Annotated in this window: 20 protein-coding genes and 1 pseudogene; 13 read left to right on the forward strand and 8 right to left on the reverse strand. The window is 66.4% G+C overall.

Annotated elements, in window-relative coordinates; translation table 11 throughout:
• Positions 1-36 precede the first annotated feature (36 nt).
• Positions 37-411, reverse strand: coding sequence for a hypothetical protein (locus CWT10_RS13800; RefSeq protein WP_103062143.1), 375 nt, complete (start codon positions 409-411; stop codon positions 37-39).
• 278 nt (positions 412-689) lie between these two features.
• The gene (locus tag CWT10_RS13805) at positions 690-1,298 is read right to left on the reverse strand and encodes a DUF1269 domain-containing protein (protein ID WP_103062144.1); all 609 of its coding nucleotides are present in this window, start codon (positions 1,296-1,298) and stop codon (positions 690-692) included.
• 104 nt (positions 1,299-1,402) lie between these two features.
• Here CWT10_RS13805 and CWT10_RS13810 point away from each other — a divergent pair, with 104 nt between their 5' ends.
• From CWT10_RS13810 to CWT10_RS13820, 3 genes are all read left to right on the forward strand, one after another.
• A complete protein-coding gene (locus tag CWT10_RS13810; RefSeq protein WP_103062145.1) occupies positions 1,403-2,695 on the forward strand; it encodes a PucR family transcriptional regulator in 1,293 nt (430 codons plus the stop codon).
• A gap of 225 nt (positions 2,696-2,920) precedes the next feature.
• The gene (locus CWT10_RS13815; protein WP_233188027.1) at positions 2,921-4,039 is read left to right on the forward strand and encodes a Gfo/Idh/MocA family protein; all 1,119 of its coding nucleotides are present in this window, start codon (positions 2,921-2,923) and stop codon (positions 4,037-4,039) included.
• 437 nt (positions 4,040-4,476) lie between these two features.
• Positions 4,477-5,670 (forward strand): IS1249 family transposase, encoded by a 1,194-nt coding sequence (locus tag CWT10_RS13820; RefSeq protein WP_280525559.1) that lies wholly within the window; start codon positions 4,477-4,479, stop codon positions 5,668-5,670.
• Between the two features lie 152 nt (positions 5,671-5,822).
• Here the strand turns inward: CWT10_RS13820 and CWT10_RS13825 are convergent, their stop codons facing one another.
• The 6 genes from CWT10_RS13825 to CWT10_RS13850 form a co-directional block, all read right to left on the reverse strand.
• A complete protein-coding gene (locus tag CWT10_RS13825; RefSeq protein WP_233188055.1) occupies positions 5,823-6,308 on the reverse strand; it encodes an IS3 family transposase in 486 nt (161 codons plus the stop codon).
• A complete protein-coding gene (locus CWT10_RS13830) occupies positions 6,190-6,714 on the reverse strand; it encodes an IS3 family transposase (protein WP_103062426.1) in 525 nt (174 codons plus the stop codon). Before CWT10_RS13830 ends, CWT10_RS13825 begins: the two co-directional genes overlap by 119 nt.
• Positions 6,711-6,995: a transposase gene (locus CWT10_RS13835; protein ID WP_158247605.1), complete on the reverse strand. Its 285-nt coding sequence runs from the start codon at positions 6,993-6,995 to the stop codon at positions 6,711-6,713. The genes CWT10_RS13830 and CWT10_RS13835 overlap by 4 nt, the downstream gene beginning before the upstream one ends.
• 346 nt (positions 6,996-7,341) lie before the next feature.
• Positions 7,342-8,115, reverse strand: coding sequence for a transposase family protein (locus CWT10_RS13840; protein ID WP_128683515.1), 774 nt, complete (start codon positions 8,113-8,115; stop codon positions 7,342-7,344).
• 830 nt (positions 8,116-8,945) lie between these two features.
• Complete coding sequence (locus tag CWT10_RS13845; protein ID WP_103061702.1) at positions 8,946-10,442, reverse strand: DHA2 family efflux MFS transporter permease subunit; 1,497 nt, start codon at positions 10,440-10,442, stop codon at positions 8,946-8,948.
• Between the two features lie 161 nt (positions 10,443-10,603).
• Entirely contained in the window at positions 10,604-11,269 is a 666-nt protein-coding gene (locus tag CWT10_RS13850) for a sugar O-acetyltransferase (protein WP_103061701.1), read from the reverse strand.
• A gap of 1,345 nt (positions 11,270-12,614) precedes the next feature.
• Here CWT10_RS13850 and CWT10_RS13855 point away from each other — a divergent pair.
• From CWT10_RS13855 to CWT10_RS13900, 10 genes and pseudogenes are all read left to right on the forward strand, one after another.
• Positions 12,615-12,794, forward strand: coding sequence for a hypothetical protein (locus tag CWT10_RS13855; protein WP_103061501.1), 180 nt, complete (start codon positions 12,615-12,617; stop codon positions 12,792-12,794).
• Between the two features lie 148 nt (positions 12,795-12,942).
• Positions 12,943-13,539, forward strand: coding sequence for a TMEM175 family protein (locus tag CWT10_RS13860; RefSeq protein WP_103061502.1), 597 nt, complete (start codon positions 12,943-12,945; stop codon positions 13,537-13,539).
• A gap of 44 nt (positions 13,540-13,583) precedes the next feature.
• Complete coding sequence (locus tag CWT10_RS13865; RefSeq protein WP_103061503.1) at positions 13,584-14,492, forward strand: MurR/RpiR family transcriptional regulator; 909 nt, start codon at positions 13,584-13,586, stop codon at positions 14,490-14,492.
• Between the two features lie 261 nt (positions 14,493-14,753).
• Complete coding sequence (locus CWT10_RS13870; protein WP_103061504.1) at positions 14,754-16,676, forward strand: beta-glucoside-specific PTS transporter subunit IIABC; 1,923 nt, start codon at positions 14,754-14,756, stop codon at positions 16,674-16,676.
• Positions 16,677-16,776: 100 nt separating this feature from the next.
• Entirely contained in the window at positions 16,777-18,243 is a 1,467-nt protein-coding gene (locus CWT10_RS13875; RefSeq protein ID WP_103061505.1) for a glycoside hydrolase family 1 protein, read from the forward strand.
• Between the two features lie 51 nt (positions 18,244-18,294).
• Entirely contained in the window at positions 18,295-19,080 is a 786-nt protein-coding gene (locus CWT10_RS13880) for a sulfite exporter TauE/SafE family protein (RefSeq protein WP_103061506.1), read from the forward strand.
• Positions 19,081-19,803: 723 nt separating this feature from the next.
• Positions 19,804-21,555 carry an ABC transporter ATP-binding protein gene (locus CWT10_RS13885; RefSeq protein ID WP_103061507.1) on the forward strand — a complete coding sequence of 584 codons (1,752 nt, stop codon included), beginning with the start codon at positions 19,804-19,806 and terminating at the stop codon, positions 21,553-21,555.
• A gap of 2 nt (positions 21,556-21,557) precedes the next feature.
• Complete coding sequence (locus tag CWT10_RS13890; RefSeq protein ID WP_103061524.1) at positions 21,558-23,582, forward strand: ABC transporter ATP-binding protein; 2,025 nt, start codon at positions 21,558-21,560, stop codon at positions 23,580-23,582.
• 350 nt (positions 23,583-23,932) lie between these two features.
• Entirely contained in the window at positions 23,933-25,051 is a 1,119-nt protein-coding gene (locus CWT10_RS13895) for an IS630 family transposase (RefSeq protein WP_103061508.1), read from the forward strand.
• Between the two features lie 458 nt (positions 25,052-25,509).
• Positions 25,510-26,725 (forward strand): annotated as a pseudogene (locus CWT10_RS13900) (IS110 family RNA-guided transposase).
• Positions 26,726-26,851: the final 126 nt, after the last annotated feature.

Consider the following 26,851-nt stretch of genomic DNA (forward strand, 5'->3'; position numbering starts at 1 on the left):
GCGTCACCCAGTCGGTGACAACCGCCTGGTTGCCGGTTAGATCGTCAGGCCGCGATAGCTGAACACCCGCCCCACCTCACGTTCGACCATGGCGCCATTGGAATGACCACCACCGAACTTGCGCGAGGAGTCGCCAAGGGCTCGTGCGCCGTCGGCGGCCTCCTCATCGGTGTTCACGAAATCCCGCCGAGCCACAACCAGCCCATCGGCCAGCTCAACCGCGCGGGACGCATCCTGGCTCGCCCGGTCCTCGAAATGGTAGGCGAACCGCGCCACCGCGGACGCCAGCACCGGCAAGCCGAAGGCGCCCTCACTGCCGGCGTTCACAACGACCCTCCCTACCGCCGCCTGGCACTCATCCACCAGCGCCCCAGCACGATAAAGCTCCTCGGGGACAACCTGTAGAACCATCAGGGACCTCCACAAATCCAGGCCCAACCACCGCATCGCACACGCAGGCCAGAACCTCACCGATTGATGTACGAACGGTCACAAGCTAGCACCCCAGTCCTGCCCACGCATCCCGAACCACACTGTGATAACCGCAACAACACGTACAGCCCACCCCTCGCCGTCCCCGCACGCTCATCCGCCCGCACCCAACCAGCCCGGTGCACGGACACGGGCACCCCGGGTGGTAGTCGGGCGCGAAGGAGCGCGTTCGGCGCAGCCCTCCCTACAGCAGGACGTCAGTTCTTACGCTGGAAGCGCGCCTTGAGGCGGGCGACGCGCTCATCCCAGGAGTCCTTGCGATCCTGACGGCGCTGCTCGCGCATGACGCGGCTGGCCTCCTTGTCCGCAGCTTCCGCGGCAGCCTCGGCCGCCTCCAGTTCGGCGAGTACGTCCACGGCGGCACGCCGCAGGACGACGCCGTCTTGGGACGCGGCCAACCCGTCCAGTACCTCCGGCGTCACCTCGTTCACCTCTGCGAGGATCGCCGTCGTGCCCGCGGGCAGACGGGAGCTTAACTCGCCGACGATGGTCTCGTTGCGGCCCAGCCGCTTGCTGTCAGCGATGGATCCAACCAACGCGCCGGTGCCCCAGCCGAGCAGCACGCCCAGCGGGCCACCGAGAATGCCGACGAACATGCCCACCAGGCCGCCGGTGCTTGCTCCGGCGCCGATGACCGCGTCGCCGCCCTCCGCCAGGTGCAGGCGGCCGTCGGGCTCACGCTCCGCAATGATCGCCGAGACGACGCCAATGCGCCCCTCACGGGAGGCTCCGCGCAGGTCGCTCAGCGTCTCATAGGCCTTGCTCGACTCCGTGAAGGTGACGACAGCGAAGTTATGGTCGGTCATGTTCTGCTCCTTCCGTGACGCACGGCGTCCCTCACCGCGCGTTCGGTGAACAGTCAACCGACCGCATCCCGTAACAGCCATGGTCCCGTGACCAGAAATCGCCCATGCTGTCGTGCAACTTGCACAAGGCGCGTGTTGCGCGCACAGTGTTCGTCATGATTCCCGACGCCGCACCGGAGCCGCTGGAACTTCCCGAGCAGCTGCGCCACGAGTTCGTACGAAGGCTCACCAACCGTGCAGACAGCGAGGCCGCCGCAACTCTTAGACAAGTTGCACGCGACCTGCCGGACCTGGTGGTCGACGCAGAGCTGCGAAGACTGACCACCGAGGTAATCAAAGGTTCCTTTCAGTCACTCAGCACTACGCTCTTGCTGGAGACCTCCGGGCAGGCCCCCTTGCTCGCCGCGACGGAGGAGATCGTCCAGCACTTGGCGGACCGGGGTGCCGCGGCGGACGTCGTCGAGTCCGTGTTCCTCAATGCCAGCAGGGTGTTCGTCAGGGATGTGGTGTCCACGGCGGTGGAGGTGCTACCCGCCGGCATGACGCCGCAGGTGCTACCGCCACTGGTCGACGTCGTGCTGGCTCAGCTCGCGGCGCGGCACCGCAAAACGGTGGGAGCCTTCTTCGAACGACGGCAACGCCGTCATCGGCGCAGCGACGCGGCCCTCCAGGCGCGTCTCCGTTCGGTCCTGGACGGTGAGGTCACCGACGGCGCAGTGGCCTCCCGCCTGCTCGGGTATCCGGTGAGTTCCTGGAATATTGCCGCCGTGGTGCGGACCAAATTTGACTTCGACGAGGCGATCAGCGGATTGGAGCGACGGCTACGTGAGACGTTGCCGACCGAAAGGACGCTGGTCGTGAACTTGGCGGAGGACACGGCGGCCCTGTGGGCCTCCTGCCAGTCACAGCCCACCCAGCAGCACTGGGCGGAGCAGATCCGTAAGGACGAATCCCTGGTCGGTGCCTTCGGGCAGCCGGAGTGGGGCATCACCGGTTTTGTGCGAACCTATGAGCAGGCCACGGCGGCGTTCAGAGTGGTCAGCGCATCGGGGAACGGACCCAGAGCGGCAGATTACAGCGAGGTAGCCCCACTGACCTTCATGCTGCACAGCCCGGAACACACCCGACGCTGGCTCGGAGCCACGCTCGGCCCGCTGGCAGGCGGGGCCGCGGACGCGGAGCGACTGCGCTTCACCCTGCGCCATTACTTGGCAGCAGGTGAGAACGGAAGCGTCACTGCTGAACGCCTCTACATTCACCGCAACACGGTCAACTACCGCATTGCCCAAGCGGTCGGCATGCTTCCGGACGGTTTGGAGGGGCACCGAACCGACATCGCCCTGGCACTCGACCTGCTGGCATGGATTCCCGATGCCGCCGACCCGGTGACGCCCTGATCGGCCACCCGCACCGACTGGGACGACCGCGGCCGAAGGCGTACTCTGCCGCCATCCCCGGCTTCTCCCCGGAGCGGGCGAAAGGCCCCTGCTCCGCCCTGACACGCTCACTCGCGCCCCGCCTACTGTCGCCGTATACACGGCGGCGGCATGGAAGTCGCTGTCGGCAACCATCCGCAGTCGGCGAACCGCAGCCGCGCTGCGCGAACACTTTCGGAGGTCACCGTGTCCGAGGAAACCACCCGCAAGCCCGAGTCCGCCCCCGCCCACAAGCTCGCCGTCATCGGCTACGGCACCCAGGGCGTCTACCACACCCGCAACCTGCGGGCACTGGACGACGTCGCCATCGACGTCGTCGGCATCTACGACACCGACCCGCGCGCCAACCAGGACGCCCAGGCCGACGGCCTGCACGTATACGCCTCCGCAGCCGACATCCTGGCCGACGCCGACATCGACATCGTTTTCATCTGCACCCCCAACGACTCCCACCACAACTACGCCATGGACGCCCTGCACGCCGGCAAGCATGTGCTGTGCGAGAAGCCAGCCATGATGAACGCCGCCGAGATGCGCGAGGTCGCCGCCGTCGCCGAACAGACCGGCCGGATGTTCATGGTGCACCAGAACCGCCGCTGGGACCCCGACTTCAACATCATCAAGAGGATCTACGACGAGCAGCTCATCGGCGCACCCACCTACCTCGTCCAGCGCATCCACGGCTCGCGCGGCATCCCCGGCGACTGGCGGCAGCTGCCCTCCCGCGGCGGCGGCATGATCCTGGACTGGGGCGTGCACACCGTTGACCGGCTGCTCACCATGGTCGACTCCCCCGTGGTGGACGTCTACGGCGAGCTGTCTTTCGCACTCGGCCACGAGGTCGACGACGGCTTCCGCGCACACCTGACCTTCGCCAACGGCTTCCACGCAATGGTGGACGTCTCCACCACCTCCTTCCTGCCGGAGGCGAAGTTCTGGATGCAGTCCGCCACCGGCACCGTGGTCATCGAGGACTGGGAGATGAACGGCCGCATCGTGCGCCGCACCGGCGCCGAAGAGGACGACGCCGCCCCCGTGCAGGCGGGCGTGGGCCTGACCAAGACCATGGCACCGCGCATTCTGGACTACAAGACCCTAGCCACCACGACCCCGCCCGTGGAGGTGCTGCCACTGCCCGAGGCAGACGTCGACGTCATGGACTTCTACCGCAACGCCCGCGACGTAGTCGACGGCGTCGCCGCGCCGGTCATCACCAACGAGTCGGTGATCCGCTGCCTGACGGTCCTGGAGGCTGTGGTCACCTCGGCCCGCACCCACGAGGTGGTCCACCCCGAGCAGGCCTGACGGCCGAGTTCGGTCGAAGTTACGTGCCGAGTTCGGTCGAAGTAACCGGAATCTTCATGTTTGGGGGTAGTCGGTGATGTGTTCTGGTCGGCCCGAGAACGACCTCTCCCGCACCCGAACGTGACCTCCCGCACCCTCAAACGGCCTCCGCATCGTTGTTCCGAACGACCGCACCCTCATACGCGAAGCGACACCGGTTTGGGATTGTGGGTGCCGTCAACCGAGACGCGGGGTCGACCGAACTGCCGAATGCGTCCCTGGGCGCGGGTCCATACCAGCGACCGCAAGCAGCTAAAGCTCCGCCTGCGAGTTATCGGCGCGAACGTGGTGCTTAAGATCGGGGTTTTGGTTGCTGTGGTGCGGGAAAGTCGGAGTGATTATGGTCTGGGAGGTTAATCCGGGGCGGTGCTTGACATTCGCGGGTAGATGTGCGTGCCGTGAGAACACGGTCCCCACGAGCAAGACTCTGCCCGATCTGCCAGACCCCGATGAAGAAGTCCGGCCGCACCGCCGCAGGCACCAGGCGGTGGAAGTGCACCGCCTGCCGGTCCTCAACCACCGCGCCGCGCCCACCCTCGCCGGGTAGGGCCGAACAGGCGGTGCTGGGCGAATTCATCGACTGGGCGACCGGCAGCCGCTCCCAGGCCGACATCTCCGGTGGTAGCGGCAGGGCGTTTCGCCGCCGGACGGCCTGGTGCTGGGACATCCCAGTACCCAAGCCGCCGGTCACCGGCGAGGTGTACTCCCAGATCTTCATCGACGGGATGTGGCTGGCCCACAAATGGGTGCTCCTGGTGGCCCGCAGTCCCACGCACGTGATCGCCTGGCAGTGGGCCGCGTCCGAGAGCGCGGCGGCCTACCAGGCGCTGCTAGCCGACCTGGCCCCGCCCGACCTGGCAACCACCGACGGGGCCGGCGGCGCCTTGAAGGCCATCGCCGCCACCTGGCCGGGCACTCCCATCCAGCGGTGTCTGATCCACGTGCACCGCGACACCGTCCGTGACCTGACCCACCATCCCAAGACCACCCCCGGCAAGGCCCTACTACGCCACTCCCGCAAACTGCTGAGTATCTCCACCACCGAGCAGGCCACCAGGTGGCTGGTGACCCTGAACGACTACGGCATCCAGTACAAGGACTGGCTGAATCAGCGCACCACCGCCCAGCAGGACCCCCAAACCGCCGCCCGCACCGGCCGCAAGTGGTGGTACACCCACCCCCGGGCGCGCCGCGCCTGGCGGCGCCTGGAACGCCTGGCCAAGCAGGGCCAGCTGTTCGCCTACCTGACCGACCCGGACGGCAAGCCCCGCCCCACCCCCGCCGAGCGCACCACCAACCCCATAGAGTCCATCAACTCCCAGGTCCGCGACCGGCTGCGCCACCACCGCGGCGCCACCACTGATCACCAGGCTGCCATCGCCGAATGGACACTGCACACCTACACCCAGGCACCGGCCACGCCCGCGGTGATCCTGGCCGACTGGCACACCCAAGGCCGCCCCCAGCGCGCCCGCACACCCAAACCCAAAACAAACAAGCCCACCACCAGCCACCCCGCCGGATGGGGCACCACACCCACCCCCGAAGAAGGCCTCTGGGCCCGCAAAGGCTGGGCCGGACGAACCAGCTAGAACACCACGACACGCCGGTCTAAAGCACCACGTTTACGCCTATAACCCCCGCCTGCGGCCCCACTGAACACCCCTGTCAGGGGCTGGCGCGACAGGGCAGGAGTGGTGTGGAATGCTGGGTGTTTTTTGGACTCTTGGTTGTTGTGTGTTTGTCAGGCTGCTTTCGGGGTGGCGGCCTGTTGTAGTTCGCGTTCGAACTGGTTGGGTGTGCGGTAACCGATCCCCGAGTGCAGACGTGTCTGATTATACGTCAATTCAATCCACGCCGCCACATCCCGTATCGCCTTGTCCCGGGTGGGGTAGACCATACGATGCACGCGCTCATTCTTCAGTGTCGCGCCCATCGACTCCGCCCACGCATTATCCCAGCACACCCCCGTACGCCCCACCGACGACAGAATCCCATACTTCTTCAAATGGTCGGCGAACTGCTGGGAAGTGTACTGCGACCCGCGGTCGGAATGAAAAACAGTCACCCCACGGGTAGGCTTGCAGTTGCGCACCGCCATGTCAATCGCCTCACACACCAGATCGGTGCGCATATGATCCGCCATCGCGTACCCCACGACCTTTTTCGTACAACAATCCAGCACGGTGGCCAGGTACACGAACCCCACCCAAGTAGGAATATAGGTAATATCCCCAACCCACTTCACGCCCGGAGCATCCGCGGCGGGAGTCTCGCTGGACCAGGTCGGGGCGCTCATCCAGGTCCTGGGCCGGCACGGTGGTGCGCACCTTTGGGCGCGGCCTAGCCGCTTTCAGGCCCAGCTCACGCATGATCGACCTGACCGTGTCCGCATCGGCGGGGATGCCCTGCCAGTCCAGTGTGGCGGCGATGCGCCTGTACCCGTAGGTGCCGTCGGACTCTTCGAAGATCTTCTTGATGTGCCCGGCCAGCTCCCGGCGCCTGATGGCTGTGGCGGACTCGGGCCTGCTGCGCCAGTTGTAGTAGCCGGACTTGGAAACCTTGGCCCACTGGCACATCCAGGCGATCGGGAAGTTGCCTTCTTCGCTGTGAATGAACTCGTAGATGCGAGTCACTCGTGTTCCTTCGCAAGCAAGGCCGCCGCTTTTTTTAGGAACTCATTCTCCATCCGCGCCTTGTGCAGCTCGGCCTTCAGCCGGGCCAGTTCCTGCGCCTCGGACTCGTTTTTCTGTTCCTGGGCGTCGGCGTGTTGCTTGCGGTATTTAGCGACCCAGTTGCCCACCCTCTGGGCCACCAGACCATAACAGGCCGCGACCGACGCGATCGACCGGTCCCCTTCCACCACCTCACGGGCCACTTGCTCGCGGAACTCGTCGGAGTACTTCGCCTTCGTCATAGTCATCCATCCTAACTATCAGATCACGGGAAATGCTAGCCATCCCCCAAGTCCCAAAACAACCTCGCGTTCCAGTGGATGATGACACAGCGGCGCGACCTCTCAGCAGTGGCGGATATGTTTGCACCACCTATCGTCACCGGAGAGTCGCGCCGCACCCCCACCAACACGCCGAAAAACCCTAACAACCCACCACCCAGCCAACGACTTTGCCGAGCCCCTGCCCATTCACCTGGACCAAAACCGCCGAACAGATCCTCACCAAAGCCAACCGTCCAGGAATCAACAATCCAGGACGCTAGCCATCCCCCAAGTCCAAAACAACCTGGCCCTCCAGGAGGGTTATTCATGGGGTGTATGTGAATATGAGTGCGAGTGTGGCGGTGATGGTTTGTGGGAAGGTTTGTATGGGGCGGCGGTAGCCGGTGTGTAGGACGCGCCAGGTCTTGAGGTTGGCGATGGCTCTTTCTACTACGTGGCGGATGCGGTTGATGGAGGTGTTGTAGGCCTTGTCGGCCTCTGGCAGGGGCCCTCCGGGCTGCTTTTTGACCGGGGTGATCATGTCCAGCCCGATGTAGCCCTTGTCTCCGATATGGAGGGCGGCAGTGGCGCCGTCGGGCAGGTGGTGGGGTGGGACGTCCAGTAGGCCGCTGGCGCGCAGTGCGGCGGCGTCATGCGTGGCGCCGGGCAGCGGGTCGCCCACCCAGGCGATCGCCCCGGAGGGGGTGCAGGCCACCTGCACGTTCAGCCCGGTGGTGCGGTACTTGCCCGAGAACAAGCCCGGCACGCCCTTCCAGTCCCAGGTTTTCAGCACGGTGCCGTCAATGATCAGGGTTTGAGTGGGGTCGATGTCCTCCACTGTGGGCACGCCCCGTCCCAGGGCATCGGCAATGAGAGCGGTGTAGGAGCTGATGATGCGGGAGGCGGTGGGCTGGGAGATGTCGAAGATCTCGGCCAGCAGCTCCTGGCTGGTGTTGTGCCGCAGGGCCATCACGGTCAGCTTGATGCGCTGGTACAGGCCCAGCACCCGGGAGCCGGCCACCGGCAGGTCCCCCTGGTTGTGCAAGATGGCGCACAGGTCCTGAAGCTGGTGGCGGTCGAGCTTCGTGCTAGCATTCATTACTGACGGTCCGTTCTTCGAGGCTATTCACGGTCAAATGAATCCTCGCAGGAACGGACCGCCCCAACCCTCACCCGCTATACGCGTGTCGCGAACCCCCCCACACCCCCTATGAATAACCCTCCAGGTGTGGATCCGGCCGGCTGCTGGCCGCGTACTTGGACCGGGCTTTTGCGGTTGGACCGTCTGAGAGTGCGTTTCAGGTGGTCCATCCGCAGCCAGACGGTCCATCCGCAGCCAGGGGGTCCAACGGCAGGCAGGTGGTCCGAGTGAGGGGGTGTTGGTTCGGGCCGGTGGGGTTGCCTTGGAGGCCGGCGCACCCAAGGTCAACGGTCAAGATGCCCTAGACCTAGGCCGTGGACGTCGCCGGCATGGCCGGCAGCCAGGCCCGGCCTGGCAGCGGGCCGGCATGGCAGCGGCCGGGCTGGGCTGGGCCGGGTTGGGCCGCGCTCCCGGCTGGGCTGTGGGCCCGGTTTGTCGTCAAAGACGTCCCAGCCGATCGGACAAGGGGAGGCCGGGTCGGCGACCAGGAGGCCCCGGCCTGCCCACCACACCAGGGCGGCAAGCCGGAACCTGGGAGCCAAAGTGTCCAGAATCGGCATAAACACCCCTCCCCTCCCAGCGCACGCCCTCAGATTCGTTGGAATCATGCGGACCTGGTAGGAGACGCCGGGCGGGGGAACATCGTTCGTGCCGAATCTGGACACTTCCCCCGGGCCCGCCAGCCCCGCAACCGAACTCGATCGTCATATCTACCGAACTCGATGGTTATTTCGACCGAACTCGGCGAACACACCCTTAAACCGGAAGAGCCAGCTTCTGCCGGGGCCTCAGGCAGCGGGGATGACGCCGCGGTCGCGACGCATGGGCAGGCGGAAGGCCATCATCAGCGCCAGTGCCATGCTGATAGTCGGCATCCAGAAGGCGCGGCCGAAGGCCCCCGCCGCCTGCTCCAGCCCGGCGGACAGCGCCGATCCGCTCAGTTCGCCGCCCACTGCCGCGGCGCCGGAATCGGTTCCCGCCAGGAACACGGCGAGCAGCACGGAGACGATCGCAATGCCGACGGCGCCGAAAACCTGCTGACCGATGTTGAACAGGGTGGTGGCGTTGCCGACCTCCCGACGATCCACCGTCTGCAGGGCCGCCGTGGACACCGGCATCATGGTGCCGCCGATGCCCAGCCCCTGCACCGTAAGCACAATCCCGAGCCACCACAGGCTCGTGTCGGCGTCGACCTGGGTCAACGCCAGCACGGAGACGAACATGGCGATCATGCCGAAGGGCACCACCCGTCCAGCAGGCAGACGGTCCACGAGGCTGGAGGCGATGGGCATGGTGACCAGCGCACCCAGGCCAGTCGGAGCTATGAAGAAGCCAGCGGCCATGGCACCCAGACCCCGCACCTGCTGGAAGTAAGCGGGCAGGAGTAGCAGGTCGGCGGTGAAACCGGCCTGGAAGAACACGGCCAACAGGACGGCGTTGCGGTAGCCGCGCAGGCGCAGGATCGTCAGGTCCAGCAACGGATGTTCGGCCTGCAGGCTGCGCCACACGAAGGCCGTGACCATCGCCAGCCCGAGTACGAGCGGCACCCACACCACCGGCGCGGTGACAGCCGCCCCACCGCCCGCGTTGGACACGCCCCACAGGGTCAGGGCCAGACCCGGGGACATCAGGACCACTCCGGGCACGTCCAGGCGGACGGTGCCGCGGTCATCGTCGCGTGGGAGCAGCAGCAGCCCGAGCCCGGCCGCCGCCAGACCGAAGGGCAGGTTGATCAGGAACACCCAGTGCCAGGAGGCGACCTCCACCAACCAGCCGCCCAGGATCGGCCCCATCACCGGGGCGATCAGCATGGGTATGCCCATCAGGCTCATCATGCGGCCGAGGTTGTTCGGCCCGGCTGCGCGGGCGACCAGGGTGGTGCCCACCGGCATGATGCAACCGCCACACAGGCCCTGCGCCACGCGCATGATGATCAGGAAGGGCAGGCTCGGGGAGAGCGCGCACAGCACGGAGGCAAGCGTGAACAGGGCGATGGAGCTGATGTACATCCAGCGGGCGCCGATGCGTTTGAGCCCCCAGTCGGTCAGCGGGATGATGGCGGCCACCGCGAGCGCGTAGCCGGTGACGGTCCAGGAGACGGTGGAGTAGGCGGGCGAGGCGCCGTCGGGAGCGGTGAAATGGCGTTGAAGCGCAGGGATGGCCACGTTGATGATGGTGCCGTCCAGGACCGACATGAATGAGCCGATCATGACCACGGCGGCCACCCGGTTGGGGCTGGGCGCCGAGCGGGCAGGCGAAGTCTGGATACGGGAGTCCGCGGTCATTGGTGTGCTTTCTTCGAGGAGGAACGACGAGGCCCGGCCTACAGCGATCGCGCGGGGTAGCGGGGGCGGCGTGCATGCGGCACGGGGCCTTGAGCGAACGCGGCCGGTGCGCGTTGAGGGGCGGTACGCCGTGGGCCGGGCTGGGCGAACCGCCCCGGCAGTCAATGCCCGTCGGCCCCAGCGGGGCGCCGTTCGGTACCCAGACGCCCGTGGACGGCGGAGGTCGGGCTGTGAACGGAGTCGGCCTCGGTGATCTCGCGCACTGGGCGGGCCGGGCTGCCGAAGGCTAGCCAGCCCGCGGGAACGTCGCGGGTGACCAGGCTGCCGGCACCGACGACGGCGTCGTGTCCGATGGTGACGCCCGGCATGACGGTGACATTGGCACCGAGCCAGATACGGTCCTCCATGACGACGGGGTCGCCGTACTCGGCGCCGCCGGTGTGACCGTCGGGATAGGTCAGGTGCTGGCGCTCGGAGGCGAGCAGAGGGTGTGTGCCGGCCACAATGGTCACGCCTGGACCCAGCTGGACGTCATCACCGATGGTCACGGGCACGTCGTCGAGCAAAGTGAGGTTGAAGTTGGCGAAGAAGCGCGCCCCGATGGAAGTGTGGAAGCCGCAATTGACCTGGAGCGGACCGCGCACGTATGCCTCCGGGCCGAGGGCCGCAAAAATCTGTGGCAGGATTTCGGCGCGGGCGGGATCCATTTCATCCAGTGCGTTGTAACGGCGGCACAGGTCATGGGTGCGTGCCTTGAGTGTGCGGTAGGCAGGCCAGGCCGCGTCAAACAGCAAGCCCGCGCAGGCGCGGGCATCCTGATCGTCCATATCGCACCTCCTTGTCCTGTGCCTGACGACAGATTGCACACTACCGGATCTCTCGCCTGGTATTCGTCGACGTTAGAACTGCTTCCGCCCGCTCGGGGCGGAAGCCTGTAGCGCATGCGTTGCGTGCCCTCCGGACGGGTTCATACGGTGAATCAGGTCGGATCGCAGCGACGCGGGCGCCACCCATAACCGGCTCGCCCGCTTTGAGGTTATGAGGCTCTTCCGGTTTGATGGTGTGGTGGTTGGGTCCGGGGCTGCGGTGTGGTGGTCGTTTTCGGGTGTGGGAAGTCGTCTTCGATGGGTGCCGATCTGCCGCAGACGACCTCTTCCTCCCCAAACCCTCCACATTCGGGCGGGTTTCAGGCCGGTAAGGACATTATCGGGCTGACGAGAACGTCTTCGCCGAACCAGGGACGTTCTCCGGCCGACGGGGATGTTGTCGGGCGGGCGGTGGAGGGCCTTGCGGGAACGATTCGTTAGGGCCGTTGAGACCATCCGAACGCCGACCGGAGCGGCGGCCGTCGACGGCACCGCTCAGTACTTACAGTGATTCCGCTGCTTGCTAATAATGCCGCGACCCCAGGCGCCTCGGGCGCGCATGCGCCGCTGAGGGGCACGGGCCTGGGGCGTGTTCGCCCGTGTGCCCCGCACGACGGTTCGTCATGAACGGCAACGATTCGTCACTTGGCACCAACGCTTCGGCACTTCCCACGACGGTTCGTGCCTCTAGGTGCCGAACCGTCGTGGGAAGTGACGAACCGCCGACCAGAACATACGAACCGTCAGGCCCACTCCAAAGCCGACACCAAAGCACTACCACCTCGGTACGTCATTAGTGCCGGTCTCGGCGTGTTACAAGTGCCGGTCTCGGCGTGTTACCTCACCCAGCCGCACACACCCGGCGAACCGCCACACCCTCAAACCGGAAGAACCGGTTATGAACGCCGAGTTCGGTCGATATAACCAACGAGTTCGGTCGGTGGGACCGGCAGGCCGGGAAAGTGTCCAGATTCGGCACAAATGATATTCCCGCGCCCGGCGCCGCCCACCGCAGCCGCATAATTCCAACGAACCTGAGGGCGCCTGCTGGCCCGGGCAGCGCGTTTGCGCCGAATCTGGACACTTTTTACCGTAAGACACCGGCCACCCGCCCTGGCGCGGCGAGCAGGCCAGGGCATCAGGCCACCGAACCGACCTGCTCATCTACGGCATCTGGCGCAGATCGGGGCAAGCATCGCCGTCGGCTCCCCGGGCTGCTAACGTGCGCTCGGCGGCCTGTCAGCCGCGCCGGCCCCGTCCACGTCCGCTTACGACGGCGTGGACTCCTCCTCCTGAAAGGACCAGCATGTTCGCACTAGTCCCCACCACGCCTTTGGATGCCAACACGATCCGCTTCATTGCGGAGTCGACCAATGCCATGCTGGAGGCGCGGGCTGCGGAGCAGAGCGCGCGAGGCGAGCGCGGTGCCGGTGCGCGTCGCCACACCCCAATCGGCACCCGGCCGACGGCGCTGCCGGCGAACTGACCGCATCGTCACCAGCCGTCTATTACGCCACTTCACCGTTGGGTACGCCGGTTAGACCTGTGCTGAAGGCTCCCAAGCCCTTCAACAAACACCTAACCGGCGTACTACAGCACGAACCGGCGTAGTAGAGACTCCCGAAGGAATCCGCATGACCAAGAAGCCGCCCGTGACCATGGGCAAGGAGAGGCTCGCCGCCTTCACGGACGCGGTCCTCGCCATCATCATCACCATCCTCATTCTCGAGCTGCCCCAGCCCGAGACGGTCAGCCCGGCGGGACTGTGGGAACTGCGCAACGAGCTGCTGGCCTATACGGTCTCCTTCGCCTGGCTGGGCCTGCTGTGGGCGCGTATTCACTACGAGTGGGACCCGGCCACAGTGGTAACCCGCGCGACGGTGGGCCTGAGCCTGCTGCTGCTCTTCTTCGCCTCGTTCTTCCCCTACACCACGACGCTGGTGGCACAGAATCCGGGCAATAGCACCGCACAGGTGATCTACGGCCTGGTCTTCCTACTGACCTCCGTCAGTCGCGTCGCCGTACACCGTTCACTGCAGGCCGCCGACCCGGACAATCAGGCGTTGGTTCCGCTGCACCGCGAGCGCCGAGCCCTAGCGCCGGCGGAATGGGCAATCCAGACCCTGGGGCTGGTGCTGGCCGCAATCTGGGTGCCGCGCGCGATGACCGTGGCACTGCTGGGAGGCATAGTCATCAGCCTGGTCGCCTACCTGCAGCGGCGCGGAGACTGAGCACCCATGCGGCGATCCACCGCACCAACCGCTAGCATGTCGGCGTGATCAAGGAGGATTTGCAGGACAAAACCGGGTTCTCGGCGGCGGAGAGCACCGTAGCCGACCATCTGCTCCAGCTCGGTGCCACCATCCGCGGGCTATCGGCCCGGGCCATCGCCCGGCAGATTCACACCGCTCCCTCCACCGTGGTCCGTCTATGCCAGCGGCTCGGTTTCGAGGGCTACCCGGACTTCCGCGACGCCTACCTGGATGAGCTGCGCTACCTGTCCAGTGCCTTCACCGACATCGACGCCAATCACCCTTTCACTGCGTCCGACGACGACGCCTCCCTCGCCGGGAAGCTCACCGCCCTGTACCACGAGACGATCGACGACACCGCCGGGCTGCTGGACCCGGCCGTCCTTACCGAGGCGGCCGCACGCATTGCCGCCGCCCGCAGCGTCCACGTCTTCTCCCAGGGCGTGCAGGCCGATATCGCTGCAGATTTCGCCGATAAGATGAGCCGCATCGGCCACCGGGTGACCATCCACCCCCTGGCGGACCGCGGCTTCTACGCCGCCTCGACGCTGAGCAAGGAAGACCTGGCGCTGGCCATCTCCTACTCGGGGGAGACCGCGGGCACTCTGCGGGCCGTCGCCCTGGCCGCCCGTCGCGGCGTCGGACTCATCGCCATCACCTCCTTTGGCCGCAGCCGCCTAGCTGATCTGGCCGACCTGGTGCTGCATGTGTCCACCCGCGAGCGCCTGGTGGAGAAGCTTGGCGGCTACGCCATGTCCCTTTCCACCCTGTTTCTACTCGACTCCTTGTATTCGGCGGTTTTCAACCTGGATCATGCGGCGAACCTGCGCTACCGCACCGCCCTCGTCCACGGTTATGAGTTCCGCCGCGACTCCACCAACCCGGTGTTGCGGGACCGCTGGAGCCGAGACGCCGACGCCGGAACCCTCTGACCCGACGACGGCGCCTCCTTAGTTCCTCGCCGACGACGCCGCCCGCCCACCCGCTGTCGCCGCAGCCCCTGACCCGCCGACGCCGTTACGACCCCATCAGTTCCCCGTCCCATCGCCGCAACAATGTTCCCGCACCGACGCCGACTCGGTCCCGCCGCAGCGCAACGCTGTTCGAGGAATCGACCCCGACCCGCATAGCGGCGGAAAACCAACGCAAACTGAGAGCGCCTCGCATTCCCGCCTCGCACCAAGGAGCCCTCAATGGCTGACTCCCAGCTTGCCTCCACGATTTTGGAGAAGGTCGGTGGCCAGGACAACGTCTCCAGCCTCGGCCACTGCGCCACCCGCCTGCGCTTCGTCCTGAAGGACGAGTCCCTGGCAGACACTGCCGCCCTGAAGACCACCAAGGGGGTGATCGACGTCGTCGCCAAGGGCGGCCAGTACCAGGTGGTGATCGGCCCCGGCGTCGCCGACGTCTACCAGGACATCAACAATCAGTCTTCCTTCGCGGCCGCGCCCGTCGACGGGGCGGGCGCGCAGGATGACAAGAACCTGCTGGCCCGCGCCCTGGACATGATCGCCGGATCCTTCTTCCCCATCATTCCGGCCATCGTGGGCGGGGGCATGCTCAAGGCCATCGCCGCCATCCTGCTGGCCGCCCACCTGCTGGACGCCGAGTCGATGAGCTACCAGTTCCTCACCTTCATGGGGGATGCGGCCTTCTACTTCCTGCCGTTGCTGATCGGGGTGTCGGCCGCCCACAAGTTCCAGGTCAACCCGTATGTGTCCGCCGCCCTGGGGGCCATGCTCGTCCACCCTACCTTCGTGTCCCTGGCAGGCGCCGCGCAGGAGGGTGGACCCGCCCTGAGCCTGTTCGGCCTGCCCGTCCAGGCCGGTACCTACTCCTCCTCGGTCATCCCCATCTTCCTGATGGTCTGGCTCCAGTCATACGTGGAGCCGCTGGCTAAGCGGATCATGCCCAGTGCCGTCCACATGGTCTCCACGCCGTTGCTCACCTCGCTGGTGGTGGGTGTGGTCGGCTTCGTGGTGCTGGCGCCGTTGGGGAACTGGGCCGGGCAGGGCCTGGCCGCCGGCGTGAACGCGATCTCCGGGGTGGCGCCCTGGCTCGTGCCCACGCTCATGGGCACATTCACCCCGCTGCTGGTCATGGTGGGTATGCACTACGCGATCATTCCCATCGGCATCAATCTGCTGGCCACCACCCATCGCGACCCTTTCGTCGGCCCTGGCATGCTCGTGTCCAACGTCGCTCAGGGCGGCGCCGCCCTGGGGGTGGCGCTACGCGCAAAGGACGTCAACACCCGCTCTGTGGCCGCCTCCACCGGCTTCACCGCCGTCCTGGGCATCACCGAACCGGCCCTGTACGGCATCAACCTGCGCTTCAAGCGACCGCTGATCGCCGCCATGATCGGTGGCGGCCTGGGCGGTCTGGTGGTGGGCGTTATGGGTGTAGCCCGCTTCGCCCAGGTGGCGCCCGGCCTGCTTGCCCTACCCTCCTACATCAACCCCGAGGAGCCCGGCAACCTGTCGGTGCTGATTTGGGCGATCGTCGCCGTCGTCGTCGCCTTCATCAGCGCCTTCTTGATCTCCCTGGCCTGGGGGATCGACGAGCGGGCCGACGCGGCCAACATCAAGGGGGCGGCCACAGCGCAGGCCGCATCCGGCGCAGCCGCGGATGACCTGGGCAACCAGAAGGACGTGACCATCGTCGACGAGGAAATCCACGCGCCCCTCAACGGGGAGGCGATCGCGCTGGCGGAGGTGTCCGACCCGGTATTCTCCGGCGGCGCGCTCGGCCAGGGCATCGCCATCGTCCCCGCCTCCGGCCGCCTAGTGGCCCCCGCCGACGGCACCATCACGGTCATGTTCCCCACCGGCCACGCCGTGGGCATGACCACCACTGCGGGCGCCGAGTTGCTCATGCACATCGGCTTCGACACCGTATCCCTGGACGGGGAGCACTTCACCACTCATGTGCAGCAGGGGGCCGAGGTCAAGCGTGGGGACCTGCTCGTCGAGTTCGACGTCGAGGCCATCAGGGCCGCCGGCTACGAGGTGACCACGCCCGTCGTCGTCACCAACACCGCCCAGTACTCCTCGGTCCGTCCGGTTGCACCCGGACCGGTCGCGGCCGGCGACGACGTGCTCGTCCTGACCACCTAAGTCAGCCCGGCGTGCCCGCCCAGTCCCGCAGCCGCGAATTCGAAAACCTCCGCACCAACCACATGACCAGCATTTAACAAGCATTGAAAGGAACAAGACCATGGGATTCCCTGCTGACTTCCTGTGGGGCGGCGCCACCGCCGCCAACCAGATCGAGGGTGCCTGGGACGTCGACGGCAAGGGCCCGTCCACCGCCGACGTGCTGACCGCGGGCATCCGTGGCGTCAAGCGGCGCCGCATTACCGACGGCGTCGAGCCCGGCGAGTTCTACCCCAGTCACACCGCCATCGACCACTTCCACCGTTACGCCGAAGACATCGCCCTGTTCGCAGAGATGGGCTTCAACGTCTACCGCTTCTCCATCGCCTGGTCCCGCATCTTCCCCAAGGGCGATGAGACCGAGCCCAACGAGGCCGGCCTGGCCTTCTACGACCGGCTCCTGGACGAGCTGGACAAGCACCACATCACCCCGCTGGTCACCATCAGTCACTTCGAGACCCCGCTGGGGCTGCAGCGCTACGGCTCCTGGGAGAACCGGCAGGTGGCGGACTTCTACGTCCGCTACGCCCGCACCCTGCTGGAGCGCTACCGGGGGCGGGTACGCCACTGGCTCACCTTCAACGAGATCAACGTGATGTCCACCAACCCGTGGAATGCCGGCGGCATCGACTCCGAGGATGAGGCGGTGCGCATGCGGGCCGCCTACCACCAGTTCCTGGCCAGCGCGCGTACGGTGCGCCTGGCCCACGAGATCGACCCCGATAACCAGGTGGGCATGATGTTCTGCGGGCACTTCGCCTACCCCGCCAGCCCGGATCCGGCCGACGTCATCGGCACCATGGAGTTCATGCAGAAGATGCTGTTCTACTGCGACGTGCAGTGCCGCGGCGCCTACCCGCGCTACAAGCTGCGCGAACTGGAGCGGGAGGGCATCAAGCTGCCGGTGCGCGACGGCGACGCGGAGATTCTGCGTGCGGGCACCGTGGACTTCATCTCCTACTCCTACTACATGACGCACGTGACCGGGCAGAAGACCCGGGGGATCCTGCGGGGCCTGAACGGTCTGGACACGGGCTACAGCAACCCCCACATCAAGCGCTCCGACTGGGGCTGGGGCATTGACCCGATGGGGCTGCGCTACTCCCTGAACCTCCTGTACGACCGCTACCAGCTGCCGGTGATGGTGGTGGAGAACGGGCTCGGCGCGGTGGACACTCTTCAGGCCGACGGCACCGTCCACGACCCGTACCGCATCGACTACCTGCGCCGGCACCTGCGTGAGATGCGCAAGGCCATCGACGTCGACGGCGTACCGGTTATGGGCTACACCTCCTGGGGGCCGATCGACCTGGTCGCCGCCTCCACCGGGGAGATGTCCAAGCGCTACGGCTTCATCTACGTGGATGTCGACGACGCCGGGCAGGGCACCTTTAAGCGGTACCGCAAGGACTCCTTCTACTGGTACCGGCGGGTGATCGCCTCCAACGGCGCCTGGCTCGGGGACGAGGACGCCGGCTACGCGGACGCGGCCGATGCGAAGGCGGCGGGCGATGGTTTACAGCAGTGACCGAAATGCGGTGCGACCACGGGCAGAGTCCGCCCACGCCTGGGCACAGTCGTGACCGAGGCCCTGTACGGCGTCGTCGTCCTGGCCGCCACCACCGCGGGAGCGGTGGCCGGCCTGGGTGGTGGTGTGATCATCAAGCCGCTGCTCGACCTCATCGGCGTCCACGGGGCCGCCTCGATCGGCGTGTACTCGGCGGTGGCGGTGTTCGCCATGTGCCTGGTCTCGCTCGCGGCCCAGCTGCGGGCGGGCTTTCGCTTCGAGACGCGCCTAGTCATATCGGTGTCGGCGGGGTCCATGGCCGGCGGCTGGATCGGCGAACGGCTGTTCAACCTGGCCGCGGCTTCACTGGGCGAGGGACGGATCAAGGCGGTCCAGGCGGGCCTGCTGGGTGTCACTCTGCTGGGCATCCTTGTTTACACGTTGGCGGCGCAGCAACTGCCGCACTGGCGGCTGCGCAACGCGGCGGCGGTGGCCGCCGTCGGGGTGTTCCTTGGGGCGATCTCGGTGTTCCTTGGGATCGGCGGCGGGCCGCTGAACATTGCCCTGCTGACGCTGCTGTTCTCCTTCGAGATGAAGGAGGCGACCATCTACTCGCTGGCGACTATATTCTTCTCCCAGATCACCAAATTGGCTTCGGTGACCGCGACCGGTGTACCCGCCGATTTCACGTTCCGAGCCCTGCCCGTGGTGGTGGTTGCGGCGGTCGTCGGCGGGTTGGCGGGCACGCGAATCAACCGCCGCTGCTCGAACGCCGCGGTGCGTCGGTTTTACATCGCGCTCATGATGGTGCTGCTGGCCGTCTCCGCCCGCAACCTGGTCACCGGACTGTCCGCCTGACCAGTCCGTAGTCGACCCGCCACCCCTCGCCGAGTTCGGTCGAAATAACCATCGAGATCGGTCGATATGACCAACGAGATCGGTTGGCAGGGCCGGCGGGGCGGGGGAAGCGTCTGGATTCGGCACGAACGATGTCCCCCCCGCCCGCGCCGCCCACCAGATCTGCATGGTTCCGACGAGTCTGAGGGCGCCTGGTGTCCTGGAACTGGGTGCGGCGCCGGCAGTAGTCGAGTTTGTCGCTGACCAAGGCGACCATGCTGGTAGGGGCCCACCAGCTCGGTCACGCCGAGTAGGGCCATTGTGGTGGCTGTCCTGGGAGCCGATGAAACCACCCCGGGCACCACCTGCACGCCCCCGGCGCCGGTGATAGCCAAGTTCTTGGAGGCACGCTGCTTGAGGCCTGCTTGGAGAGGGCTGAGCCATAGCCTCCAGACGGTAGGGGTCCTTCAGGAGCGCCTTCTTGACCCGATGGAGGACGGCGTCGTTGGCGGTGTCCCGCGACACCCCTCAGGGATGCCGCCACACACGAGATGGACACGAGCGCCGCGCCCGTAGGCACCCGCGCCAACGGCGCGTATCGCCCGCTGCTTGCCGCCTGAGGTAGCCCGCCAGCTCTCGGGGGTCGATCGCATTCGCCGCTGTCCGTCACATTTGTCCCCGCCAGACACAAATCACGACTGAGGGCCACTACCTAATCTACCGGGAAGCTGGTAAAAGACCTCTGTGAAGACCGTACGTACCCTCCTGCGCAGCCTGCGCGAGTACCGCAGACCGTCGCTGCAGGCGCCGCTGTTCATGGTGGGTGAGGCCGGGCTCGAATGCATCCTGCCACTGCTGATGGCCGAACTCATCGACACCCTCACCGGCAGCTCCATGGGCCCGATCTTGCGCATCGGCCTGGCCCTGGTGGTCATGGCACTCATCTCGCTCGTGTGCGGCGTCATGTCCGGCGTACGCGCCGCCACCGCCGCCGCCGGCCTGGCCCACAACCTGCGTCAGGACCTGTTCTACCGGGTGCAGGAGTTCTCCTTCGCGGACATCGACCGCTTCTCGACGTCGTCACTGGTCACCCGCATGACCACCGACGTCACCAACGTGCAGAACGCCTATCAGATGATCATCCGCGTGGCCGTGCGCGTGCCGCTGATGGTCATCTTCTCCATCATCATGACGCTTACGATCAACGCTCGTCTGGCGCTGATCTTCATCGTCATGCTGCCGCTGCTGGGGGGTGCGCTGATCGGCCTGGCCGCCTACGTGTTCCCGATCTTCCGACGGATCTTCAAGAAGTACGACGCTCTGAACAACTCGGTGCAGGAGAACGTCTCCGCGATCCGGGTGGTGAAGTCCTTCGTCACCGAGGAGCACGAGAAGACGAAGTTCCGCGCCGCCTCCCAGCAGGTACGCAAGGACTTCACTTATGCCGAGAAGATCCTGGCTCTCAACGGCCCGATCATGGTCTTCTTCATCTACGTTTCGCTGATGCTGGTCAACTACCTGGGCGCCCGGGTGGTAGTCGGCAGCGGCGGTACCGAGCTGACTACCGGCGAGTTCTCCTCGCTGATGACCTACGGGGTGCAGATCCTGGCCTCGATGCTGATGCTCGCCTTCATCTTCGTGATGGTGTCGATGTCGGTGGAGTCCGCCAACCGCATCGCCGAGGTCATCGACCACTGCCCCAGCCTCACCTCCCCCGCCGACGGCCGCACCGAGGTTGCCGACGGCGAGGTCCACTTCGAGGGTGTCTCCTTCCGCTACTCCGACGACGCCGAGACCGACGTCCTGCACGGCGTCGACCTGGTCATTCCGTCGGGCTCCACCCTCGGCATTGTGGGCGGCACCGGCGCGGCGAAGACCACGCTCATCCAGCTCATCTCCCGCGTGTACGACGTCACCTCCGGGCGGGTGAGCGTCGGCGGCGTCGACGTGCGCGACTATGACCTGGAGTCCCTGCGCGACGCCGTCTCCGTGGTGTTGCAAAAGAACGTCCTGTTCGCCGGCACCATCAAGGAGAATCTGCGCTGGGGCGACCCCGATGCTACCGACGCCGAGCTCATCCGCGCCTGCGAGCTGGCCCAGGCCGACGAGTTCATCCGCCAGTTCCCTGACGGCTACGACACCCGCATCGAACAGGGCGGCACCAACGTCTCCGGCGGGCAGAAGCAGCGCCTGTGCATCGCCCGCGCCCTGCTGAAGAAGCCGCGGATCCTGATCCTGGATGACTCGACCTCCGCCGTCGACACCCGCACGGACGCCCTGATCCGCCGGGCCTTCGATCAGGAGATCCCGGACACCACCAAAATCATTATCGCCCAGCGGCTTTCCTCCGTGGAGCACGCCGATCAGATCATCGTGCTAGACGACGGCCGCATCCTGGAGCGCGGCACGCACGCCGAGCTCATGGCTGCCGGCGGGGAGTACCACCAGATCTACGAGTCGCAGAACCGCACCAGCCAGGCCCAGGAGGTGGCGTGATCATGGCGCGCAACCGCAAAGACCAGACCGGGAACCAGCGGCCCGACGCCGAGCGGCCGGACGCCGTCGTCGGCGCACCGGAACCCGGCGCCGACCGGGCCGCGCCGGACCGGGAGGAGCAGCCCGACCCGCATGAGTTGCCGGGGGTCGACCGCCCGGCCCGTCGCCTGCTGGCCTACGTCTTCCACTACTACCGGTGGCAGCTGATCGTCGTCGCCATCAGCATCGTGATCGCCTCGGTGGCCTCCACCATCGCCTCTATCTTCATGCAGCGGGTGGTCGACGACGTGATCACTCCCGGCCTGAGCACGGGCCTGGACGCCGTCATGCCCACCCTGGTGCGGATCATCACCGCCATGGGCGTGGTCTATGCGCTCGGCGTGATCACCAGCTTCCTGTACTCGCGCATCATGGCCGTGGTCACGCAGGGCTCGCTTAAGCACATGCGCGACGACATGTTCGACCGCATGCAATCCCTGCCGATCAAGTACTTCGACACCCACGCCCACGGCGCGATCATGTCTACCTACACCAATGACACCGACGCCGTGCGTCAGCTGATCGGCCAGTCGGTGCCCACGCTCATCCAGTCCGGCCTGACACTCGGGGCGATGCTGGCGATGATGCTCTACTACAGCCTCTGGCTGACGATCCTGGTACTGGTGGTGGCCGCCATCATGGTCGGCGCCACCCGGTGTCTAGGCGGGGCGTCATCGCGGTACATGGTCGCCCAGCAGCAGTCGCTGGCCACCGAGGAGGGCTTCATCGAGGAGATCATGGGCGGGCAGAAGGTGGTCCAGGTCTTCAACCATGAGGAGGCCGCCAAGGTCGACTTCGACGCCCTGAACCGGCAGCTGTTCTCAGACTCGGAGAAGGCGAACCAGTACGGCAACATCCTCGGGCCTGTCATGGGTAACCTCGGCAACCTGCTGTACGTGCTGATCGCCTTGGTTGGCGGACTGCTCATTCAGCTGCAGGTCACGAATATCGGCTTCGCCGGCATGGGCACCATCACCGTCGGCATCATCGTCTCCTACCTGACGATGGTGCGGCAGCTGTCCCAGACCATCAACCAGGCCTCCCAGCAGGTGGCCCTGATCGCCATGGGCCTGGCCGGCGCCGGCCGGGTCTTCTCCCTCATCGATGAGCAGCCCGAGCAGGACGCCGGGTATGTGGGTCTGGTCGACGCCGTCGAGACGGCCGACGGTGGTGTTCAGCCCGCGGACCACAAGACCGACGTGTGGGCCTGGCGCCACCCCCACCAGGCGGACGGCACGGTCACCTACACGCGGCTGCGCGGCGAGATCGTCATGAAGCACGTGGACTTCTCCTACGACGGCGTCAAGGAGGTCCTCCATGACGTCTCCCTATGGGCCGAGCCGGGCCAGAAGATCGCCTTCGTGGGCGCCACCGGCGCCGGCAAGACCACGATCACCAACCTGATCAACCGCTTCTACGACATCGACGACGGCAAGATCCGCTACGACGGCATCAACATCAACAAGATCGCCAAGTCGGACCTGCGCCGCTCACTGGGCGTGGTGCTCCAGGACGTGCGCCTGTTCACCGGCACGGTCATGGACAACATCCGCTACGGGCGCCTGGACGCCACCGACGAGGAGTGCATTGAGGCGGCCAAGCTGGCCAACGCCGACGGCTTCATCCGCCGTCTGCCCCTGGGTTACCAGACGGTGATCTCGGGCGATAGCTCGAGCCTGTCCCAGGGGCAGGCGCAGTTGCTGTCGATCGCCCGGGCCGCCGTCGCCGACCCGCCGGTGATGATCCTGGATGAGGCGACCAGCTCCATCGACACCCGCACCGAGGCGCTGGTTCAGGCCGGCATGGACAACCTGATGCGGGGGCGGACGGTGTTCGTGATCGCCCACCGCCTGTCCACGGTGCGCAACTCGGACGCGATCATGGTGCTGGACCACGGACGCATCATCGAGCGCGGCAGCCACGAACAGCTGATCGAGCAGCGCGGCACCTACTACCAGCTCTACACCGGCGCCTTCGAACTGGAGTAGCCGCTCCATCTAAGCTCTCCTTTAGCGGCTCTTCCGGAAAAGGGTTTGGTGGCGGACGGGTGGAACGGTTCGGGTGCTTGCCCAACGGTTCGTACCTTCTGGTCAACGATTCGTACTTTGATGCGACGGTACGTACCTCTAGGTGCCGAACCGTCGCGGATAGTGCCGAATCGTCGGCGTGAAGTGACGAACCGTCAATCAAACGTACGAACCGTCCGCCCCGCGAACCACCCCACGACCCCGCCCTAAGCCGCATCCCCACCATCACCTGCGCACTAGAACTCACCCAAGTGGCGCACTCTAGCGTCCTGCGTCGTTAGTTCGTTGCTGGTTTCTGGTATGGTGGTGTGATGGCGAGGCGAGGACCGGCTCTGGTGGAGTTGACGCTGGGTGATGGGGAGCGGGAGCAGTTGGAGCGGTGGGCGCGTCGGTGTAAGTCGTCTCAGGCGCTGGCGCTGCGGTGCCGGATCGTGCTGGCGGCGGCGTCGGGGGCGTCCAACGCCGAGGTTGCCCGGCAGGTGGGGGTTTCGCTGCCGACGGTGCGCAAGTGGCGGGGCAGGTTCCTTCAGCGGCGCCTGGATGGGCTGGCTGACGAGCCCCGCCCGGGCAGGCCGCCGGTGATCAGCGTGGAGCGGGTCGAGCAGGTGGTTGTTGACACCCTGGAGTCGACTCCCCCCAACGCGACGCACTGGTCGCGGGCGAAGATGGCGGCCAGGTCGGGGCTGTCGGCCTCCACCGTGGGGCGGATCTGGCGGGCGTTCGGGATTCAGCCCCACCGTACCGAGACCTTCAAGCTGTCCAACGACCCCCTGTTCGCCGAGAAGGTCTACGACATCGTGGGCCTGTACCTGAACCCTCCCGACTCTGCCGTGGTTTTGTGCGTGGACGACAAGACCCAGGTGCAGGCCCTGGTCCGCTCCCAGCCGGCCCTGCCGATGGTGCCCGGCACCCCCGAGCGGCGCGCTCACGACTACGTGCGCGCCGGGACCACCAGCCTGTTCGCCGCCCTGAACGTGGGAGACAGCACCCTGATCACCTCCACCCACCGCCGCCACCGGGCGCTGGAGTTCAAGAAGTTCCTGACCAAGATCGACAAGACCGTCCCCGCCGACCTGGACGTGCACGTGGTGTGCGACAACTACGCCACCCACAAGTCCCCCACGATCACCTCCTGGCTCGAGCGCCACCCCCGCTTCCACATGCACTACACCCCCACCTACTCCTCCTGGATCAACCAGGTCGAGCGCGTGTTCGCCGAGGTCACCCGCGACCTGCTCCAGCGCTCCGACCACCACAGCGTCCAAGCACTGGAGAAGGACCTGCGCCAATGGGCCACCCACTGGAACCAAGACCCCAAGCCCTTCACCTGGACCAAAACCGCCCAGGAGATCCTCGACTCAATCGCCCGCTACCTGAAACGAGTCACCACCACAAACAACCAGAAACAAACTAACGACGCAGGACACTAGACCCCGGCCGGCCCAAACCACGGGCTGATGGCACCCACCTCCAACCGGCTGCGCTTCGCAAGGGGGACGCAAGGAAGACGCCCTGTCGTGAACCAGCGTTCACATGCGAGAGCGCAGTCGCTCGGAACAGCGACGCGGAGCCACCCTCGGGCACGAGAGGCCGCGCTCGGGCGCGGGAAGCAGTCCTCGGGGTCGACCAGGACGCGCTACAAGCCGCCCGTTACCTTGTTGGTGGTTCCGGGTGGTCCGGGACCGGGCCAGCCGCTGTGGGCATGATGTCTTGCCCCTGTCGTTTGATGATCCGGGGGGCGAAAGTCACCCATGGTGGCGGGCGGATGGTGATCGCTGATTAGGGGAACGGACCGAGGCGCCTTGGCCTTAGAGTCCTTTCGCAGGCGTGGGTGCGGGGCCGTCTGCCTGACAGGCTGACCCACCAACACACACAAGGATGCGGAAAGGTGAATATCGAGGATGTGGAGGTCTTCGTCGGTATTGACGTGGGCAAGGCCGAGCACTGGGCCACGGCCCTGACCGTCGGCGGGAAGAAGCTGTTCGACAAGGCCCTTCCCAACAGCCAGAGCCGGCTGCGCGAGGTCTATAAGCACCTGGGCGAGCACGGCCGGGTCCTGGTAGTGGTAGACCAGCCGGCAACGATCGGCGCCCTGGCAGTGGCGGTGGCCCAGGCGATGGACATCACGGTGGGCTACCTACCAGGCCTGCCCCGTGCGCAGGATCGCCGACCTGACCCCAGGCAACGCCAAGACCGACGCGAAGGACGCGGCCGTTATCGCCGACGCTGCCCGCACCATGCCCCACACGCTCAGGTCCATCAGCACCTCCGACGAGGACGCCGCATCCTTGTCGATGCTGACCGGTTTTGACCTGGACCTGGCCCGCCAGGTCAACCAGACCGCAAACCGGATCCGGGGCCTTTACACCCAGACCCACCCAGCCCTGGAGGCGGTGCTGGGCAAGTGGCTCGAACACGACCCAATACTGGAGGTGATCGCCGCCTGGCCCACACCCGCCGACCTGCGCAAGGCCGGTCGGGCGCGTATTGACGCCAAGCCCCGAAGCCAAGGGCGCCAAGCGCCATGCCGCCTGGGCGCAGGCCATCACCGACGCTCTGGGCAAGCAGACCGTGGTCGTGGCCGGTACCGACGCCGCCGGAGTAGTGCTGCCCCACCTGGCCCGCCAGCTCATCGCCCTACACGCCCAGAGGCGTGACGTCGCCGCCCAGGTCGAGGCCCTGGTGGAGGCCCACCCTCTTTACCCGGTCCTGACCTCCATGCCCGGGGTGGGGGTCAGGACCGCCGCCGTCTTCCTGGCAGAGACCGCAGGCAGAACCTTCCCTACCGGCGCCCACCTGGCCTCATACGCCGGACTAACCCCCGTAACCCGGAGGTCCGGGTCCTCCATCCGTGGCGAGGTGCGTCTCCCACGCTGGCAACAAGCGCCTCAAACCAGCCATGTTCCTATCAGCCTTCGCCTCCCTCAGATCCGACCCGGCCTCACGGGCCTACTACGACCGCAAACGCGCCCAGGGCAAACGCCTTGGGCCAGGCCGTACTCGCCCTCGCCCACCGCCGCATCCTCACCCCATGTACGCCACGGGTCCGCCACGGCTCCCTCTACGACCCCCAACCAGCACACGACCTACCCGCCGCCGCTTGACAAACCACATAGGGGCACCCCCCCAAACCGGAAGAGTCGGTTTACGGGCACCGAACCCACGTTGAGACCGGCCGGGGCCGCGCGACGCAGCGTTGGAGCGGCTGCGCACGATTGTGGATCCCACGC

The sequence above is a fragment of the Actinomyces qiguomingii genome (assembly GCF_004102025.1).
Taxonomy (GTDB): domain Bacteria; phylum Actinomycetota; class Actinomycetes; order Actinomycetales; family Actinomycetaceae; genus Actinomyces; species Actinomyces qiguomingii.

Excerpts from the sequence above, each read along its gene's own strand:
- CWT10_RS13800 (WP_103062143.1), bottom strand. The coding sequence starts at position 411 with ATGGTTCTACAGGTTGTCCCCGAGGAGCTTTATCGTGCTGGGGCGCTG.
- CWT10_RS13805 (WP_103062144.1), bottom strand. The coding sequence starts at position 1,298 with ATGACCGACCATAACTTCGCTGTCGTCACCTTCACGGAGTCGAGCAAG.
- CWT10_RS13810 (WP_103062145.1), top strand. The coding sequence starts at position 1,403 with ATGCTGTCGTGCAACTTGCACAAGGCGCGTGTTGCGCGCACAGTGTTC.
- CWT10_RS13835 (WP_158247605.1), bottom strand. The coding sequence starts at position 6,995 with ATGACGAAGGCGAAGTACTCCGACGAGTTCCGCGAGCAAGTGGCCCGT.
- CWT10_RS13840 (WP_128683515.1), bottom strand. The coding sequence starts at position 8,115 with ATGAATGCTAGCACGAAGCTCGACCGCCACCAGCTTCAGGACCTGTGC.
- CWT10_RS13845 (WP_103061702.1), bottom strand. The coding sequence starts at position 10,442 with ATGACCGCGGACTCCCGTATCCAGACTTCGCCTGCCCGCTCGGCGCCC.
- CWT10_RS13850 (WP_103061701.1), bottom strand. The coding sequence starts at position 11,269 with ATGGACGATCAGGATGCCCGCGCCTGCGCGGGCTTGCTGTTTGACGCG.
- CWT10_RS13855 (WP_103061501.1), top strand. The coding sequence starts at position 12,615 with ATGTTCGCACTAGTCCCCACCACGCCTTTGGATGCCAACACGATCCGC.
- CWT10_RS13860 (WP_103061502.1), top strand. The coding sequence starts at position 12,943 with ATGACCAAGAAGCCGCCCGTGACCATGGGCAAGGAGAGGCTCGCCGCC.
- CWT10_RS13870 (WP_103061504.1), top strand. The coding sequence starts at position 14,754 with ATGGCTGACTCCCAGCTTGCCTCCACGATTTTGGAGAAGGTCGGTGGC.
- CWT10_RS13875 (WP_103061505.1), top strand. The coding sequence starts at position 16,777 with ATGGGATTCCCTGCTGACTTCCTGTGGGGCGGCGCCACCGCCGCCAAC.
- CWT10_RS13890 (WP_103061524.1), top strand. The coding sequence starts at position 21,558 with ATGGCGCGCAACCGCAAAGACCAGACCGGGAACCAGCGGCCCGACGCC.
- CWT10_RS13895 (WP_103061508.1), top strand. The coding sequence starts at position 23,933 with ATGGCGAGGCGAGGACCGGCTCTGGTGGAGTTGACGCTGGGTGATGGG.